Annotated in this window: 13 protein-coding genes; 7 read left to right on the top strand and 6 right to left on the bottom strand. The window is 43.1% G+C overall.

The genetic code is table 11. From position 1 onward, the window contains the following. Positions 1 to 221: 221 nt before the first annotated feature. Entirely contained in the window at positions 222 to 1,574 is a 1,353-nt protein-coding gene (locus L5L77_RS20875; RefSeq protein ID WP_263186655.1) for a dicarboxylate/amino acid:cation symporter, read from the bottom strand. A 209-nt stretch (positions 1,575 to 1,783) separates the two neighbouring features. After that, positions 1,784 to 2,080 carry a hypothetical protein gene (locus tag L5L77_RS20870; RefSeq protein ID WP_113939800.1) on the bottom strand — a complete coding sequence of 99 codons (297 nt, stop codon included), beginning with the start codon at positions 2,078 to 2,080 and terminating at the stop codon, positions 1,784 to 1,786. A 213-nt stretch (positions 2,081 to 2,293) separates the two neighbouring features. Between L5L77_RS20870 and L5L77_RS20865 the strand changes: the two genes are divergently transcribed. Next, positions 2,294 to 2,737 (top strand): GNAT family N-acetyltransferase, encoded by a 444-nt coding sequence (locus tag L5L77_RS20865; protein ID WP_105250107.1) that lies wholly within the window; start codon positions 2,294 to 2,296, stop codon positions 2,735 to 2,737. 108 nt (positions 2,738 to 2,845) lie between these two features. Here the strand turns inward: L5L77_RS20865 and L5L77_RS20860 are convergent, their stop codons facing one another. Together L5L77_RS20860 and L5L77_RS20855 are read right to left on the bottom strand one after the other, a co-directional pair. Then, a complete protein-coding gene (locus tag L5L77_RS20860; RefSeq protein ID WP_028761640.1) occupies positions 2,846 to 4,141 on the bottom strand; it encodes an aromatic amino acid transport family protein in 1,296 nt (431 codons plus the stop codon). A gap of 451 nt (positions 4,142 to 4,592) precedes the next feature. After that, positions 4,593 to 7,157, bottom strand: coding sequence for an acylase (locus L5L77_RS20855; RefSeq protein WP_263223386.1), 2,565 nt, complete (start codon positions 7,155 to 7,157; stop codon positions 4,593 to 4,595). Positions 7,158 to 7,415: 258 nt separating this feature from the next. Between L5L77_RS20855 and yjjX the strand changes: the two genes are divergently transcribed. The 4 genes from yjjX to L5L77_RS20835 all read left to right on the top strand — a co-directional run bounded on the left by yjjX (position 7,416) and on the right by L5L77_RS20835 (position 12,315). Beyond that, positions 7,416 to 7,976 (top strand): inosine/xanthosine triphosphatase, encoded by a 561-nt coding sequence (gene yjjX, locus L5L77_RS20850; RefSeq protein WP_028761642.1) that lies wholly within the window; start codon positions 7,416 to 7,418, stop codon positions 7,974 to 7,976. A 4-nt stretch (positions 7,977 to 7,980) separates the two neighbouring features. Continuing rightward, the gene (locus tag L5L77_RS20845) at positions 7,981 to 9,030 is read left to right on the top strand and encodes a bifunctional helix-turn-helix transcriptional regulator/GNAT family N-acetyltransferase (protein WP_263223385.1); all 1,050 of its coding nucleotides are present in this window, start codon (positions 7,981 to 7,983) and stop codon (positions 9,028 to 9,030) included. A gap of 241 nt (positions 9,031 to 9,271) precedes the next feature. Further along, a complete protein-coding gene (locus tag L5L77_RS20840; protein ID WP_263223384.1) occupies positions 9,272 to 11,734 on the top strand; it encodes an ankyrin repeat domain-containing protein in 2,463 nt (820 codons plus the stop codon). A 161-nt stretch (positions 11,735 to 11,895) separates the two neighbouring features. Beyond that, positions 11,896 to 12,315, top strand: a complete 420-nt coding sequence (locus L5L77_RS20835; protein WP_263145267.1) for a hypothetical protein — start codon at positions 11,896 to 11,898, stop codon at positions 12,313 to 12,315. Between the two features lie 145 nt (positions 12,316 to 12,460). On the opposite strand, the gene L5L77_RS20830 is transcribed toward L5L77_RS20835, so the two are convergent. Then, positions 12,461 to 13,660, bottom strand: a complete 1,200-nt coding sequence (locus tag L5L77_RS20830; RefSeq protein WP_263223383.1) for a serine hydrolase domain-containing protein — start codon at positions 13,658 to 13,660, stop codon at positions 12,461 to 12,463. A gap of 409 nt (positions 13,661 to 14,069) precedes the next feature. Between L5L77_RS20830 and L5L77_RS20825 the strand changes: the two genes are divergently transcribed. After that, complete coding sequence (locus L5L77_RS20825; protein ID WP_248066318.1) at positions 14,070 to 14,249, top strand: CCGSCS motif protein; 180 nt, start codon at positions 14,070 to 14,072, stop codon at positions 14,247 to 14,249. A 393-nt stretch (positions 14,250 to 14,642) separates the two neighbouring features. Then, on the top strand, positions 14,643 to 15,809 hold the full coding sequence (locus L5L77_RS22730) for a methyl-accepting chemotaxis protein (RefSeq protein ID WP_317233122.1): 1,167 nt from the start codon (positions 14,643 to 14,645) through the stop codon (positions 15,807 to 15,809). 150 nt (positions 15,810 to 15,959) lie between these two features. Here L5L77_RS22730 and L5L77_RS20815 read toward each other — a convergent pair whose 3' ends face one another. Further along, positions 15,960 to 16,277 (bottom strand): hypothetical protein, encoded by a 318-nt coding sequence (locus L5L77_RS20815; protein ID WP_263223382.1) that lies wholly within the window; start codon positions 16,275 to 16,277, stop codon positions 15,960 to 15,962. Between the last annotated feature and the right edge of the window lie 55 nt (positions 16,278 to 16,332).

The following is a 16,332-nucleotide window of genomic DNA, read 5'->3' as shown; positions in this document are numbered from 1 at the left end:
TTAACTCAGGTTCTAACACATCTGCTAAGCAGGTGAATTCGGTTAGGCGGGTAATATGAGTACGGGCGAGTGCTTCTGAGAGTTGCATAAAAAAATCCGATGACATGAGGTCATCGGATTTTGATCTTTTCAGCGAGATCGTCAAGCGATCTGTCTTAACTGATCGGCATTATCAATTATGAGGGCTTTTTTATAATATTACGTACGAATTTTCACATTCACTAAACCTTAGCCAAGGTGCGCTCTTTGACACTCTTAGCCGCTGCAATTTCGAGGGCAATATTCTGTTCGGCGATTACGGCGCTTTGATCTATGTCGGCATTATAATGCGCCATATCCAGCTCATCTTCAGACTTTGCAATAACAGTCGTCGCCACTAAGTCACCGGAGACGTTTACCACAGTACGCACCATATCTAAAATACGGTCAATTCCCGCAATCAATGCCACCCCTTCTAAGGGAAGCCCTACGGTTGTAAGTACTAAAGTCAACATCACTAAACCCGCACCGGGCACTCCCGCAGTACCAATAGAGGCCAACGTCGCCGTTAAAATAATGGTGAGATAATCGACGACAGTCAGGTCGATACCAAACGCCTGTGCCACAAACAGCACTGTGACACCTTGGTATAACGCTGTGCCATCCATATTGATTGTGGTGCCTAGCGGTAACACGAAGCTAGAGATCTTCTTATGAACTCCCAAATTTTCACTCGCACACTTCATACTCACAGGAAGCGTGCCCGCAGAGCTCGACGTGGTAAACGCCACTAACATGGCATTGCTAATCCCTTTAAAAAACTGCAGCGGGCTTAACTTCGCAAATCCGCGCAGTAAAAAACTATAGAATCCAATCACATGAATAATACAGCCAAGGTACACAGCAATAATGACTTTGATCAGTGGCCAGAGCATATCAATCCCATACTCCCCCGCTACCCAAGCCATTAGCCCAAATACACCGTAGGGTGCGAGCTTCATCACCATGTCGGCCATTTTATACATAGCCTCAGCTAAACTTTCGAACACTTTAATTGCAGGTTTTCCATGCTCGCCAATCAGCACTAAGGCGATACCTAAAACAATCGCAAATACTATAACTTGCAAAATTTGCCCGCTTGCTAAAGCCGCAATAGGATTCGTCGGTACTATGTCGATCAAAGTATCGACTAAAGAAGGTATTTCTTTGGCAGTTTGAGCCGTGCCATCTGCCAATGACAAACCTAAACCTGCACCGGGTTGAAGAACATAACCGACAATCAAACCGATAGTGATCGCGATAGCCGTGGTAAAGAGATAAAACGCAAAAGATTTAAAACCAATACGCCCCATCTTGTTCGTATCCTGCATCGAAGTGACGCCCACAATCAGTGAGCAAAACACCAATGGCACAATCAGCATCTTAATGGAATTAACAAACAAGGTGCCTATCGGCTTTAAGTGAGTCGCTTGCTCGCCGAAGATGATGCCCACTAAAATACCTAGCACCATACCGATAACAATTTGCAGCCACAGCGGCACTGACATCCAGCGAGACCAAACACGGCCTAATGCTGACGACTTTTGTTTTGTCATATTGATAACCTTGAATTCAAAACTATGATGGGGCAAAGACCAAAACTAGCACGCTAGTTTCTCAGTCTAAATGGGGCAATCGCCGAGTCTAGCAGAGGGGTTTTAATCGAGGGATGATCTGGGTCACGTTGAGCTAAACCGCCTTAAAATCAGTAATATTAACCAAACCAACTTTGTTAAATTGGCCGCTGAAATGTTAGTTTTCCTGCTTAAGCATCAAAATATTCTGTGACTTTTTTTGGTGCTATTTGCTGACGATAAAGCGACGCAGGCGGTTGCTCACGCTCAATCAAATAACTCCAATAATCGTCATCAAAACCACTGAAAATAAAGTCGGACTTACCGTTAGCTTTTAAGACTAACCACCACCAAACTAAACCCCATAAACCAAAGCTCAACAGCGTTAAAATAAAATGCAGACGATGATTTATCTGTTCATCAGCAGCAATATCATAGACGGGTAAAATCTTAAGTTTATAGCGGCGAGTAGACTTAATAAATCCCATCATTAACTCACTTAGTTCAGCGAAAGGACACTAGAGACAAGCCTAGCAGATAAGACTTTAGTCGTACAAATATCCACAGCAATAAATAATATCAGTGCCTAACCTGCCACTGCCAAACTCGTTATCCCTCGTCGTTCCATGCTAAAGTGAATCACAAAATGTTGTTTACTAAACAAGAGCGGTATTGTCAAATAACCGCCTAGGAGTTGTAGTATGTTGATTCGTAAAGCTAAGGCTCAAGACCTCATCGCCTTAGTGCAGTTTAATCAGGCCATGGCCCAAGAAACCGAAGGCCTAGCCTTAGATGAAGCGACACTGACTCGAGGTGTGGGCACGCTACTTGAGAGCCCGCAAAAAGGGTTTTACCTGGTCGCTGAAATCGCAGGTGAGCTAGTCGGCTCGCTCATGGTGACATTTGAATGGAGCGATTGGCGTGCGAAGGATTATTACTGGATCCAGAGTGTGTATATTCGCCCGAAAAATCGTCGCCAAGGCATCTATGCCAAACTCTACAGCGAAGTCAAACAACTGGCCGAAGCCAATGGTGGTGCCGCAAGCTTCCGTTTATATGTCGAGCAAGAAAATCTCGCCGCACAGCAGACCTATCAAGCGTTAGGGATGAAGCAGAGTTACTACTTAATGTACGAAGAAAAATAAGCGATTCAAATGTTATACGTAATAAAAAAGGATCGGGCCAATGGCACGATCCTTTTCTTTTTACGACTCACGATTCACATTCAAACCGCGTTCCTACTAGATTAAAACTTAACGAAAGAAACCAAACAGAATAGCCGTCATTGCCAATAAACCCGCTATAACCACGAAGATATTGCTGATGCGACCACGGTGCGCTTTTAATGCTGGCACTTTGTATACAGCGTACATAGGCATCAAGTACAGGATAGCCGCGATAATTGGGCCACCTAAAGCTTCAATCATATTCAAAATACTTGGGTTTTTGATTGCCACGGCCCAAATCGTCACAAACATAAACACCAGAATAAATTTGTTGATTTTTTGCTCTGAAATGCCTTTTTTATTCGTGTCTAACTGCTTAACAATAATCCCCTTCATGCCTTCTGTCGCGCCCATGTAATGGCCAAAGAAAGAAGACACAATCGCGATAAAGGCGATTAATGGACCAAAGTAGCTCACAAAACCACTTGAATGCACGTTGGCAAGATAAGACAAAATCGGTAGATTCTGAGCTTTCGCTTCGGCCAATTGTGCTGGCGATAATGACAACACACAAGAGAACACAAACAACATCACAAAGCCCACTAACATCATGGAAGTATTACGTAAAATAACATCAGCTTTGCGAGAAGCATTCGCGCCATGGTCACGTTTCAATGACACAGAAAACTGTGAAATCGCTGGAGAATGGTTAAAGGCAAACACTAAAACTGGAATCGTTAACCAAACTGTGCCTAAAAATGCACCCGCTTCTGGTACAACGAGTAAAGCATCCATTTTCCATTCAGGGATCAGGTAGATAGACATAAAAGCCAAAATACCCACCAGCGGATACACCAGCAATTGTGTCACTTTGAGCATGAATTTCTCACCTGCGACCATTACAGCCATCATACCGAGGATCAATACACCCGATAGAATGAAGCGTGGTGGCGATGCCATGCCTAACTGATTGACGATAAAACTATCGACAGTGTTGGTAATACCCACACCGTAAATTAATACAATCGGGTAGATAGCAAAGAAATACAGTACGGTAATGGCTTTACCCGCGCCAACACCAAAATGCTCTTCAACTACTTGAGTAATGTCGCTACCAGGAATGCTTGATGAACAAACAAAACGAGATAAACCACGGTGGGCAAGATAGGTCATAGGACCGATGATCACTGCCATTAACACAAGAGGCCAAAAGCCGCCCATGCCCGCATTGATAGGTAAAAATAAAATTCCAGCGCCAACGGCAGTGCCGAACAAACTCAACATCCAAGTCGTGTCTTGGCGAGTCCAAGGTAAGTGTTTCGTTGAATCTAGATTCTGTGTGCTTTGAGGTGTTCCAAGAACACTGGTCGCATCTTTTTGCATATAAAAGTTACCTTACGGTGTGACTAGCATAATAAATTCGCGCTAAGGATAACCAAAAAAAGCCCATAAAAGTTGATCTGACACGGCTTTATGTAAGGGAATTTCATAATAAACTGATATTGAGATCTAGATCGCTGATTTAATGTAATAAGTTTTCAATGCAGCATCAAAACATATACATAAAAAGCCACTTAAAAATACAAGATATTCACCTCAAGCTAAATCCAGTGACATTGCATAAGCGCCGAGAAAAACAGCTAACCGGGCATATGTCACAAAAATCAACAAAACGAGACGCACCACTACACACTCGCACCTAAGGTAGATCGAGATCACAGTCGTTAATGTTAAATTTTTACAAATCGCTATCAGTCGCAAACACGCATAAAAAACGGCTCATCCGGATTCAACTCCGAAGTGAGCCGCTAACGATTAAAGCGCAAAATCTGACTTATGGTTTTTGTAGTGTCAGCTCAGTCGTCGACACTACAGCAGGGGCTATGTCAGCCTCTTTGAACAACAAAGGACGGAAGCTTTTAGCACTCGAGTACAAGATACTTTGATCAGCAAACGCAGGCGTTAAGATATTACTCGACTCAGAGTAAGTTAAAATCCCCCGCGCCACAGGCCCCTCATCGGTAAAGTTCACCGCCATCATCCAACTTGAACCATAACGCACTTGGTATCCTTTCGCCGTTAAGCCAGAACTCATCGCCTTGCCTGTGACTACATCCATCACAGCAGCGTATTTGTGCTGCGGGATCAAAGTGTCATCACCCGACAAACTGGTTGAAAACACGTTGAATCCACCTTCAGCATTATGGCTACCCGGCCAAGGTAAACGCGACCCACTTGGCGTTCCATCTGGCAGAGATTTCTCCACAAATTGAACATCCCCTAATGGCGCATCTAAGGCAAAGCCTGCGGCCTCAAGGTTAAGCGCACTGTGCGCCAAGGCCTTTAAGGCACTACCATCCGTAGTCAAGGTTTTAGGTGTCGTTGCCGCATTAGCGGGATCGAATCCTTGGATCAACATGGTTGTTTGGCTGAATAGATGGGCAAATTCACGTAGTAAAGCACCACCTTTACTGTCGTTATCTTGCTTACCGTTCCACGCCTTTAATGCCGCACAAGCCGAAGAGACATCCTTAGATAAACTCGCCGACACCACCACAGGTGTACTGCCTTGGGCATCACACTGGGCAATCAACTCAGGCAGCACTAACTCGGCGAGATAACTGCGATTCGACAGCACAGCCGCTTCGAGTTCTTCCAAGCTGAACTTGCCATCAGCCCCCGCGGCGTCCTGCATTAAACTCAAGCCCATCCGTGTACGTAGTGATAGCTGTCCGGCCTCTGCGCCGTACATAGGCGAGAAGTAAGTCAGCGGTTCATTCAAGTTGGTCGACCAAAAGGAGTCATTGGAGTTTTGCACAAAGTCGCTGCGCTCAAGCTTGGGCGCACGTTCATAGGGCGTTGGACCATCGAAGCTAAACAGTGAAGTGTTGCCGGGTAAAATCGTAAATCCGGCCTTAGCCTTAGCCGCTTTAATATCCGGTGAGGTTTTTAACAACACAACTGCCGATTCGGATAATCCTGGCACAGTTGAGTCGTCGATATAAAAAGCATTGCCCTCTTTATCGGCGTACATAGTGTTATTGAAGATTACACCATCGTAGTCCTTAAATGCCTGTTGGAACTCTTCTTTGTTCGTCGCCATGTTCATGGCTAACCAATGGTCAACAGGGTCCATAGTGCCCATATTGGCATCTTGGATCATAAAGGCACTGCCATCATCCCAACCAAAAGGCGCTAAAGCGGGAGGAGCTTCGACCATAGGGCCTTTGGCCGTAGTATAAATATCTTTCTCGGCGACCAGCATGCCCGCAGGACCTGCATTCACTAGAACCGATACTGTCTCTTTGGTGATCGGCATAGGTTTACCATCAAACAAATACTGCATCCGATCACCTGAGACTAACTCAAGGTTATACATCACAAAATGCTCAGCGGTAGAGAAGGTATGAGTCCAAGCAAGATCTTTATTGAAACCAATATTAATCGGTCCAGGCATACCCACTAACGAGCCGCCCATCATATCTAAATGCCCTGGGATCGTAATATGGGATTGCCAAAAGCGCAGGTTACCCGTATGCGGGAAATGCGGATTACCTAGCACCATGCCCTTACCATTTTCAGTTTTATCCTTGCCTAAACCCCAACCATTTGAACCTAAATCACGGGGATTGGTCTCTGGTGTCGTGATACGAGCCGCGCGGGCAATCAACTTAGACTGCATATCGGCCACAAACGCAGTTTGGTCTTGGCTAGGCGCTGGCCCAACGATACGCGGCATGTATTCCTGTGCATCTCCTGGGTTAGCGTAAAAAATCAGATCGAGAAAGTTAGCTGCGCCCGGTAATAAGGCGATAGAAAACAAATAAGTCACCACATCTTCTGGCACTATGGGTTTCACCCAAGGCTGACCACCACAGAAAGGTTCTGCCGTTTGTGTGCCCGCTTCGACATCAGCAAGATATTGGTTATAACCAGAGGCAAAACCTTGGATAAGTGCTCGAGAGTTTTCACTAAATTTCGGCCATTTTTCTTCGGCTTGCGCTCTGATCTTTAACGCTTTATAGGCAAAATCTGAGATAAGGTTACCGTTATCTTCCGCCGTAGGTTGACCCGTAGTGAAGTCAATCGACGCATGGGGACCAAAGTACATAGAACGCTGTGAGTTCGCCTTGATAAAACCATCGGCTAATACACATAAGTTGTCCTGTGCCTGCGCATAACCACTACCAAAACCTAAACTTTCTAAGTTGTCGGCTTGGATATGCGGCACGCCGTAGGTCGTACGACGAATACTGGCTTTGAGTAAACCATTGGGGGCAAAAGCTTGCAGTTGAGTTTCAGGTTCGGTAGGCGTAGTGCTATCTTCGCTATCGTTACAGCCGGTCAGTATTACACCGCAGGCCATTCCCATAGCAATCACGAGTTTGTTGAATTTCATTATTATTATCTCTTGGTTTTGGTTCCTTCAATGACATAGCCTTACTGCCTATTCCAGCCCAAATTACTGAAGGAGCAATAGTTGCATGTCGCTTCCTAGTCCCTAAGGCTGGCTATTGCCTCCCCTACTGTTGGCTTTTTTACTGAGCTTCGCCGACGACTGTGGCAGAATAGAAAACCCAAACGCTTAGACACCTCAGACCATTTAAGCAATGATTCAAACGAGCGTCCACATTAAAATCCAAAATAAATAACTTATATGCAACAAAACATTATTAAGATAAAAGTGGGTTCTAAAAACCCGGTAAAAATCAACGCGGCAACTAACGCCATGGCACAGCTGTTCCCTGAGAGCATCATAGAAGCCAGCGGCATGGATGCCCCTTCTGGTGTTGCGGCGCAGCCAATGACAGATCTCGACACTCGACAAGGGGCGATCAATCGGGTGCGCTATTGTCAACAGCAGGACCCGCAAGAGACTAAAGCCGACTACTATTTTGCGATGGAAGGCGGTGTCGATTGTTTCGACTTTGGTCCTGCCACATTCGCTTATATCGCTATTGGCCATAAAGACCAGCTTGCCATTGGCCGCAGTGCAATTTTACCTTTACCAATGCAAGTTTATCGTGCATTAGAAGCGGGGGAAGAACTCGGGGATGTCATGGATAGATTGTTCAATACAATCAATATTAAGCAAAAAGGCGGTGCCATAGGTTTACTCACCCACGGCCATGCGACCCGTGAAAGTAATTACACCCAAGCGATTATTCTCGCCATGGCGCCATTATTGAATCCTGATATTTACACAGTAGATTGTTAGTAATATGTTGCAAGAGGAATTAAAGCCCGCTAACTTAGTTGTGACATGCAACCAAACCTATTCGACTATGGCTCAAACAGACGCACCATTGGCTCAAGATCCTGCGAAGCCTGTGACTCAAACTAAGCAAACGACTGAGTCAGGCTCATACGCCCAACTCAGGCATTTATCTCGCTATCTGGTGAGAAATTTAGGCATGCTCAACGCCGCCTTTGGGGATTTACCCCTTTCGCCCGTGCAAGCCCATGCTCTGTTTGAGATAGGCAAGCAGCCCCTGACCATCAAAGAGCTTGCCTGCAAACTCAGCATAGATAAGTCCAATGCGAGCCGCGCTATCAAGCATTTGATCGATAAACATCTTGCCCAGAGTCAGGTGCACCCACGGGACAGTCGCTGCTTAGTTGTGCAACTGACACCTGCGGGTAAGAAATTACTCGTTAAATTGGATACTCAGCAGAATCAATTATTCCAAGGGATCTTAGCCCAACTGACTCCATTGCAAACTTCACAAATCGAAGAGGCCCTCGTGTTATATAACCAAGCCGTACATAACGCCAAGCAGCAAAGTGGTTGTCACATTCGCCAAGCCACAGCCCAAGATGATGCCGCAATTGCCAAAGTCATCCGCGATGTTTCGGCCGAATACGGCTTAACCGCAGATAAAGGCTATAGTGTGGCGGACCCGACCTTAGATTGCCTAAGCCAGATTTACTCCCAAGCGGGCGCCAACTATTGGATTATTGAATTAGAGGGCCGCATTTTAGGCGGCGCCGGTATTGCGCCTTTAGCTAACAATGATGGCGTCTGCGAACTACAAAAAATGTACTTTATGCCAGAAATCCGCGGCAAAGGACTCGCAAAACGCGTAGCGTTAATGGCACTCGATTTCGCCCGCGAAACGGGTTATCAAAGCTGCTATTTAGAAACCACCGCTGTACTAAATGAAGCCGTAAAACTCTATGAGAAATTAGGCTTTGTACATCTGTCAGCTCCCCTAGGGAACACAGGCCACGACGCCTGCGAAATGCCGATGCTGCTAGATCTTAATCAATAGGATATGAAGCAGAATTCCAATCAAAGTAACAATGCCAAACATGTCATCATGCAACTTGTTTGGCATTATCAATTTGTATCAAAAAATGTTATTCAGACAGGATCATTTTAATTATCAGTCTTAGGGCATAGTTTTTCTTAACTTAAATGCATTAAAATATGGCAATTTTACCTAACTCAATTTTTAATAAATTGAAAGGTGTTTGATACCATTTTGTTAACGGCATTAAATAGGGAACATTATGCTCAGTTGGATTTTTAGTGATAAGAAACTCACACTTCGGGAAATATGCCTAGATAACACGCTTTCGACCTCGGTTAAAATAAAGAAAGTTGATCAATTTCTTGCCGATAGTGGAGATCTCAACTTTATTGATCTCAATGTTTCACCCTGCAATATATTAGTTCCACTATCTTGCAGTCCTCAGTCCGATTTAGTGCTTATAAAATACTTGCTCAGCAAAGGTGCTAAAATCGAATGTAATGGTTTCAGTGCCTTGCATTCGGCTATTGAATATAACAACTCAGAACTCGTTACCCTATACCTAGACTCCAGTGCCAATCTTTACTTTCAAAATCAATATAATAATTGCTGGCTCAACTATCTATTTCATCCTAATCCGCAATATATCTACCAAGACCATCAACGTAGAGACATGATTGATCTTCTACTTGCAGCTAACTTAGATATCAATAAACCAGTGAGCTTTTGGACTAATGGTGAATTAAATCACCCACTAGAAATATTATATGATGAACGCAATAAAGATCTGTTCCTGCATATCATTAATAAAGATATTCCATTAGACATTGGCAAATTAAGCCTAATTGAAAACATTATTTCTTCGAGCGAATTTTGGGGAGTAGAAACATTTTCTCCCTTAGTTAAACGCTTCCCTGCATTTAAAAAGTCACGCTATATTATGGCCAACGATAGCAGCTTCTGGGATGATGCTAATTTACTCGAACTATGCGTTTACGCTAAAGCGCAAGACTACACTGAATACCTGTTAGACCATTATCCGCAGCTCAAAGCCGACTCCCACGCTAAAAGTTTGGTCTATGCGGCATTGACCTCAGAATTTGACCTTAGGATTATCGAAAAACTGATTAAGGCCACCGTCGATATCAATCGTATCTATAGGATGACACCGCCTGATGCCGACCATTCCCCCTTACTCAACCAATATATTAATAATGCCCAATTTACCGATCCGAATAAACGAAGCTACATCTACCAAGCCCTTGAACTGTTGCTCAAATATGGCGCTAATCCAAATGCCGAATTTGTGAATACGGGTAAACCCTATGAGATGTTAGTCTGGTCGAATTTACGACTATTGGTTTATCCAATGGTCGAAAAGAAAACCTTTCTGCCCGAGTTTTTCGATCTGTTCCTGCAATATGGTATGGATATCAATAAAAAATTTGGGGCGGTGGATGAACCAACCTTACTCACTCTCTGCCAGCGTGGTTCAGGGAAAGAAGATCAAGCAACGCTTATCCAAGTGATGGAATTTCTGCTCACCAAGGGGCTGGATTTAAGCCTCACCAATATCTACAACACTAACTATGTGTCTGCAGCGGCTATCTCCTGTCGAACCCAACTACTTGAATGGCTCATTCACCAAGGCGGGGATATTTTTACCCATTGCGGTCACGATAACTCACCCATTCTACACAAGGCGATTTCGACCTACTGGTGGGATGAAATTACCGGTCCTATGCGGCGAAAAACCGTAGAACTCTTACTGCGCCATGGAGCAAAGTTAGAAGAATTCTCAGTAGATGAGCAATTTACGCCATTAATGTGCGCCAGTTACTACGGCGCACAGTCCTGCGTAGAGGCGCTACTCGAACATGGCGCCAACCCCAATGCCATCAATGCCGAAGACACCACGTCAGCCCTTTGCGCTGTGATAGGCGACAGTTCAATCGAGTTCCCCCGCTTTGAATCAACGGCGGTGCGGATCTTAAGACTTTTGCAGCAATATGGCGCCGACTTAACCGTGACCAATAGCTTCGGCAATAGCCCGCTAATAGCGGCTATTGAGCAAGAATATAAAGAGATTTTCGAAGCGCTGCTGCAAATAGCCTCCTACAGTGAAACTCAGCTTGAGCAAGCACTCAGCAAAGCCCTGCCGCAAAGCTATTTCCAGCGCCGCCTGCTACAAACACTGGGGCGCGAGATACCGCCAGCCCCCACAACCATAGCCCACAATCGCGCAATACCAGCAACAGCTTCGAGCAATGCCGATCCTATGACGGCCAATCCGCAAGCATCTGAGGTGAATGTGACACCTGCCCCCGTCAAGCAAACCAAATTAGAGGTAAGTAATGCGGCGGCAAATCGAGATCAAATCCCAACGCTATTCGATCTCAAAACCAAAGTGCAGAGCTTTTTTAAACTGATCGCCACCGATCCGACGATCACAGTTGAGCAACTCAATTCGGTGAGAGTCCTTATTGATCAATTGATTGAAAAGCTCGACAACTTTAGCTTTTTCCGCAATCAAGCGACAAAGGCCGAATTTGAGGAAGGTGTTCAGGAATATATCGATGAAACCGTCGAAGAAATTAACGGAATTATCGAGGATGATTATCCAGCGCTTACCGAAGCCTTAGTCGATTCAGTTTGGACGATTTTGCAGTACTTTAGGGTTGAGATTGATATCGAGACCGCACTTAGAAAGCGCTTTTGGTAACTGTAAGTCACAGATTAACGTCTCATTTTTAGGGGCGTTAATCATTAAAATAGAGTTTAAATTCTCTGTTAGCTAACAAACTTACACCCTTAACTAAAGAAAATGGCTCTTTAAAAGACACCAGTGCCGATAAAATCTATTCAATGAGGAGATTCAACCATATGAAACATCAAGTACTATTTGGTATAAAATCAACAAGTAAAGATGAAAAAACAATTCATAATAAATTAAAAGAATTTCTAGCATTAATAGATAGAAAAACATCTACAGCTAAGAACCCTACTATGCTTGAGAGTTTTTTACCATTCAGGATAAAACATTACCATTGGAATCTAAATAAAGAGACAGGCACATTCATTAAACTATTTCCCAATGTAGATCTTGATGCAAATACTTTCGCACCATCAAAACCAGAATGCAGCTGGTTATTGAGTATTATTTTCCACCAAGATTTTCCTGGATACGAAAGAATTAAATCCGAAGATTATATAATTAGCTTGTTAGACTCATTGAACTATGAATATGAAATGATATATGAAACAGATAGTCGTGATTCAATTAAATATGGCGACATTAAGTAGTAAAAGACTATATTTATTCCCTTAACGCGGGAGATAGTAGCCACTATCTCCCGCAGAAACTATATCTTAGTAATCTTTTAAGTACTAAAGCACCGTGCTTAATATCAGCATAAGGGCACTTATGTCAGTAGTCAGTTTACTCAAATCACTGTGCAAGTGATGTTTTAATAAGCAGTAACTGGCTACGAATGATTTGACGTATCTGATTATGCAGTTCAAATACTCGAGCGCGATCATTAAGATTTAGCGATAGATTTTCCAGCATCACCAGATCCAAATTAAATTCGGGATAATGCAGTGTCATCGACATATAGCCAGATAAATAGCCCGTATGACTGTATTCGACGAGACCATCGTCCTTATTGATCCTCACCCCATAGCCATAGCGCATATTCGGCCATAAGAATTGGATCTCGGTATACGCCGTTGTCATCCGTTGATAACTCTCTGCGCTCATCAACTTGCCAGAATGTAATAGATGCTGAAAGGCGGCATAAGCTGGCACTGAAGCAATCAATCCCCCAGCAGGCAACAAAGCTTCATCAAGCACTAAGTCAGCAGGGGCAATCACCTCACTTTCCTGTAAACCTACGGCGAGTGAAGGCACTTTGGCGTGAATCGCCTCAATACTGCCAAGCTCAGCACTCAGACCATTAAGCTGGTATCGCGTTGCAAACTGCGCCACTTGCTCGGCAAAGGATTGGTGATTGACCTTCTCAAGCACTTGCCCAAGCAGTGAATAACCAAAGTTGGAGTATTCAAATTGGCTACCCGGCTCGAATCGATTGGCCTTACCCAGTTTATCGACACCCGATGTATGAGTTAGCAGTTGGTGCAGCGTAATCCGCGCATCATATCGACTGGGATTAAGTGCATCCGCACTTGGATTTGCCCCCGCCACAGTGCCTTTTAGCGCCTTATTATTCCCTTCAGCATCACCAAAAAGGTAATGATTAAGCGAACGGTTTACCTCGAGTTTACCCGCATCGACCGCCTGCAATATCAAGGTTGCAGTGATTTGTTTAGAGAGCGATGCCATCACAAAGCGCGAATCTTGACTAATGCCTTCGCCCTTTTGCAGTTCAAGCTGCGGCTTGCCCTGCTCAAGCAGGATAACACTGCCACTAAATGGCTGCGGCGAATCCTCTATCGCGGCTTGGATTAAGGTCTTAATCTCTGCCGCCTTTGAGACAGAGGACGCCGTTTGGCTTTCAACGGCAATCGACTTATCACCTTGCACGCTCTGCGCTTTTTCAGCCCCAGTCTCTAGTAATGCGGCAATACTATTGGCACTTGGGAATAATAACAAACCAGTCAACAGAGTACTGATTACACTTAAACGCATAGGTTATCCTTAACTTAATGAGTAGATACTACCTTATTAGAAAGCGGCCAGCTTATCACAGTGGAATGTTAAGTGATGCTGCTTTGAGATTGGGAATAAAAGTCAGAATTTAGTCTTTAAAGTGAGTGGATTAGATGCCGAGACTCACACACTCTTTACCAAATCAACAACGCTATTTGCCCAGCGGCAACTCCGAGGGGGATTGTGTGCCCCTTGAGCTCTGGTGATATGGGTAAATAATTAGGGCATAACAGTTATGCCTGTTGGCTCTTTCTAAAAGCAACCTAAGACGATTTAGGCATTAAGCAATGATAAATAGTTGACTAAAACAGTCAACAACCATAACATGCACAATATAAGCATGTTTGATAATTACTAGTCCTTAATAGATTAAATAGAGGTAGTTCTGATGAGTTCATTATTTACTAAGTTCACTAAAACTGACGATAAAACCAAAAATGTAGCCCAATTTGTGCCGAGCACGGATGATAGCACTGCGGCGGATATCACAACCACAGAGCAACCTGAACAGACGAATACAGCAGAAAAACCTAAATCCCCTGGTTTTTGTTGTGGTTCATGTTCATAAACCACTTACCCTGGAATTTTAATATCGACTCACATGCATAGCATAGATATAGCTAACGCATTGATAAAAAAATGCTCATTGGTGGCGTTTTTTTATTTGGACAATGGAAATAAGCTGACAATGCTTATCTCACTTCTATCCCATCTAGGCTATTTTATTGTTCTTTATGGTTGATATCGACATGTAAGAGTCAAGTTTTGCTCAGTCGATATCACTCCTCAAATACTTATGATTGGTTTACTAACACATAGGGCTAGAAAACACTCGATTTAATATGCCATGAATATTTGAAATCACGCCTAAACTATATTATTTACCAGCTAAGTTTTACAGTGCATTCAAACTTTCAAAATCAAAGTCTTAAAACAGACACTAGGAAACATAGAGGAAAATATGCGTTCACTATTTATTCGCATGAGGTTTATCCACTGGTTAGGTGCTATTGTACTTTTTATGAATGCAACTTTCTTCACTGAACTATTATTTTCACAGATAATTCAGTACATTATTACAATGTTTTTGATTATTCATGATATTGATGAAAAAGTCTGGGGAGTTGATTCCTTAAAGAAAGTTACCGAATACATGAAAAACTTTGAAAGAAAAGATCTGTCAATTCCATGCACCATCAATAGCCTATATAACAGTGAAATGGAAAAAGTGCTTAGTGTTGTCAATACATTTAGAGAGAATGTAAAAATTGCACTCATCGATATTCAGCAACAGGCCGTAGCTTCTGATGAAATATCAGATCTTCTAAAAGTAAAAGCACAAAATATTTCGTCACGTATCAAAGAGCAAGATAATCGGGTCAGTATTCTCACCTCACAAATAGAAGCCTTAGACCAAACCTCTCTAGCACTACAAGCTAAAGCGGAAAAAACACGCGAGCAAGTAGAAAACACGCAAATAGGGCTTGTTCGATCAAATGAATCTATGGGGGCTATGGTTAAAGATTTAAGCTCATTTATTGCAAGTAATGATGAGCTTCAGGCAAAATTTCATCAACTTTCTCAACAAACAAAAGCCATTGAGGGAGTGGTATCGGTTATCAACAACCTAGCCGATCAAACCAATCTATTAGCTTTAAATGCTGCCATTGAAGCAGCTAGAGCAGGAGAGCATGGACGAGGCTTTGCCGTTGTTGCCGATGAAGTTAGAAACCTAGCCAAATCAACCCAAAGCAGTTTAGATGAAATTAATCAAATAATATCAGGAATATCTAAAGCGGTTCTTGATGCTGGTAATCAAATGAAATCACAAACATCTGCGATTGTTCTATTATCGGATTACACAACAACCAGCCAATCGGAATTAGATATTGCATGTAAAAACATCAGTGAAATTTTAACTTTGATTGGGCAAGATAGAACAAATAATAATTTAGATATACTCTATGTTAATAGGTTAGTTGGTGATGTCAGTAAGGAAATCGAGGTATTAAAACACCTCTCAAGCTCCAACTCAAATGATTGCATCGAATTAGAGCAGCAGGGCCATAGCTTAACTCAAGTTACTGAAAAAATTGTTCACCAATTAGGGATGTTTAAAACCAAATAGCAACATAATGCACTTTTTTTGCCTCCACCCTGCTCTGGCTAAATCGGTGTAATCTTTAGCATAAAAGTTACGCCGGTTCGATTTTTTCGTGTTTATCAAACTTCGTTTGATTGTTTTTAAAAGCAAAAATATCTCACAATAGGTCAATCATTATAAAACGGCAACAGCAATAATTACCGCCCCTAACATATATAAGCCTGCAGAAAGTGATATCGATTTTAGCGGGCTAAACTCCTCAACTTCCAACGTCTGTATATCTTCAATTTTGACTAGTTGCCCTTCTCCCTCGATCTGCTGTTCCGTTGCACTTTCGACTTGAAATTCCATTTGTTCGCCAGATATTGTGGTGACTTTGACCTTTTCACCTATGTAGCTGGATACCGATTGAGAATCCAATTTAACTTCATTGAGTGAAGAGCATGCGCTGAGGGAGAAACAGATAAGTGATACTACTGCTAACTTTTTCAAACAAGCCTCCTACACCTACAACTATTACATCCATGATAAGTTATACCTGTAGACA

The organism is Shewanella sp. SM29 (assembly GCF_025654245.1).
Taxonomy (GTDB): domain Bacteria; phylum Pseudomonadota; class Gammaproteobacteria; order Enterobacterales; family Shewanellaceae; genus Shewanella; species Shewanella oncorhynchi.
This window is presented reverse-complemented; position numbering and strand designations above follow the sequence as displayed.

What these genes read in the sequence shown, in the direction of transcription:
- L5L77_RS20830 (WP_263223383.1), bottom strand. Translation starts at nt 13,660, where the DNA reads ATGCGTTTAAGTGTAATCAGTACTCTGTTGACTGGTTTGTTATTATTC.
- L5L77_RS20825 (WP_248066318.1), top strand. Translation starts at nt 14,070, where the DNA reads ATGAGTTCATTATTTACTAAGTTCACTAAAACTGACGATAAAACCAAA.
- L5L77_RS20845 (WP_263223385.1), top strand. Translation starts at nt 7,981, where the DNA reads ATGTTGCAAGAGGAATTAAAGCCCGCTAACTTAGTTGTGACATGCAAC.
- yjjX (WP_028761642.1), top strand. Translation starts at nt 7,416, where the DNA reads ATGCAACAAAACATTATTAAGATAAAAGTGGGTTCTAAAAACCCGGTA.
- L5L77_RS20875 (WP_263186655.1), bottom strand. Translation starts at nt 1,574, where the DNA reads ATGACAAAACAAAAGTCGTCAGCATTAGGCCGTGTTTGGTCTCGCTGG.
- L5L77_RS20870 (WP_113939800.1), bottom strand. Translation starts at nt 2,080, where the DNA reads ATGGGATTTATTAAGTCTACTCGCCGCTATAAACTTAAGATTTTACCC.
- L5L77_RS20860 (WP_028761640.1), bottom strand. Translation starts at nt 4,141, where the DNA reads ATGCAAAAAGATGCGACCAGTGTTCTTGGAACACCTCAAAGCACACAG.
- L5L77_RS20865 (WP_105250107.1), top strand. Translation starts at nt 2,294, where the DNA reads ATGTTGATTCGTAAAGCTAAGGCTCAAGACCTCATCGCCTTAGTGCAG.
- L5L77_RS20840 (WP_263223384.1), top strand. Translation starts at nt 9,272, where the DNA reads ATGCTCAGTTGGATTTTTAGTGATAAGAAACTCACACTTCGGGAAATA.
- L5L77_RS20855 (WP_263223386.1), bottom strand. Translation starts at nt 7,157, where the DNA reads ATGAAATTCAACAAACTCGTGATTGCTATGGGAATGGCCTGCGGTGTA.
- L5L77_RS20835 (WP_263145267.1), top strand. Translation starts at nt 11,896, where the DNA reads ATGAAACATCAAGTACTATTTGGTATAAAATCAACAAGTAAAGATGAA.
- L5L77_RS22730 (WP_317233122.1), top strand. Translation starts at nt 14,643, where the DNA reads ATGCGTTCACTATTTATTCGCATGAGGTTTATCCACTGGTTAGGTGCT.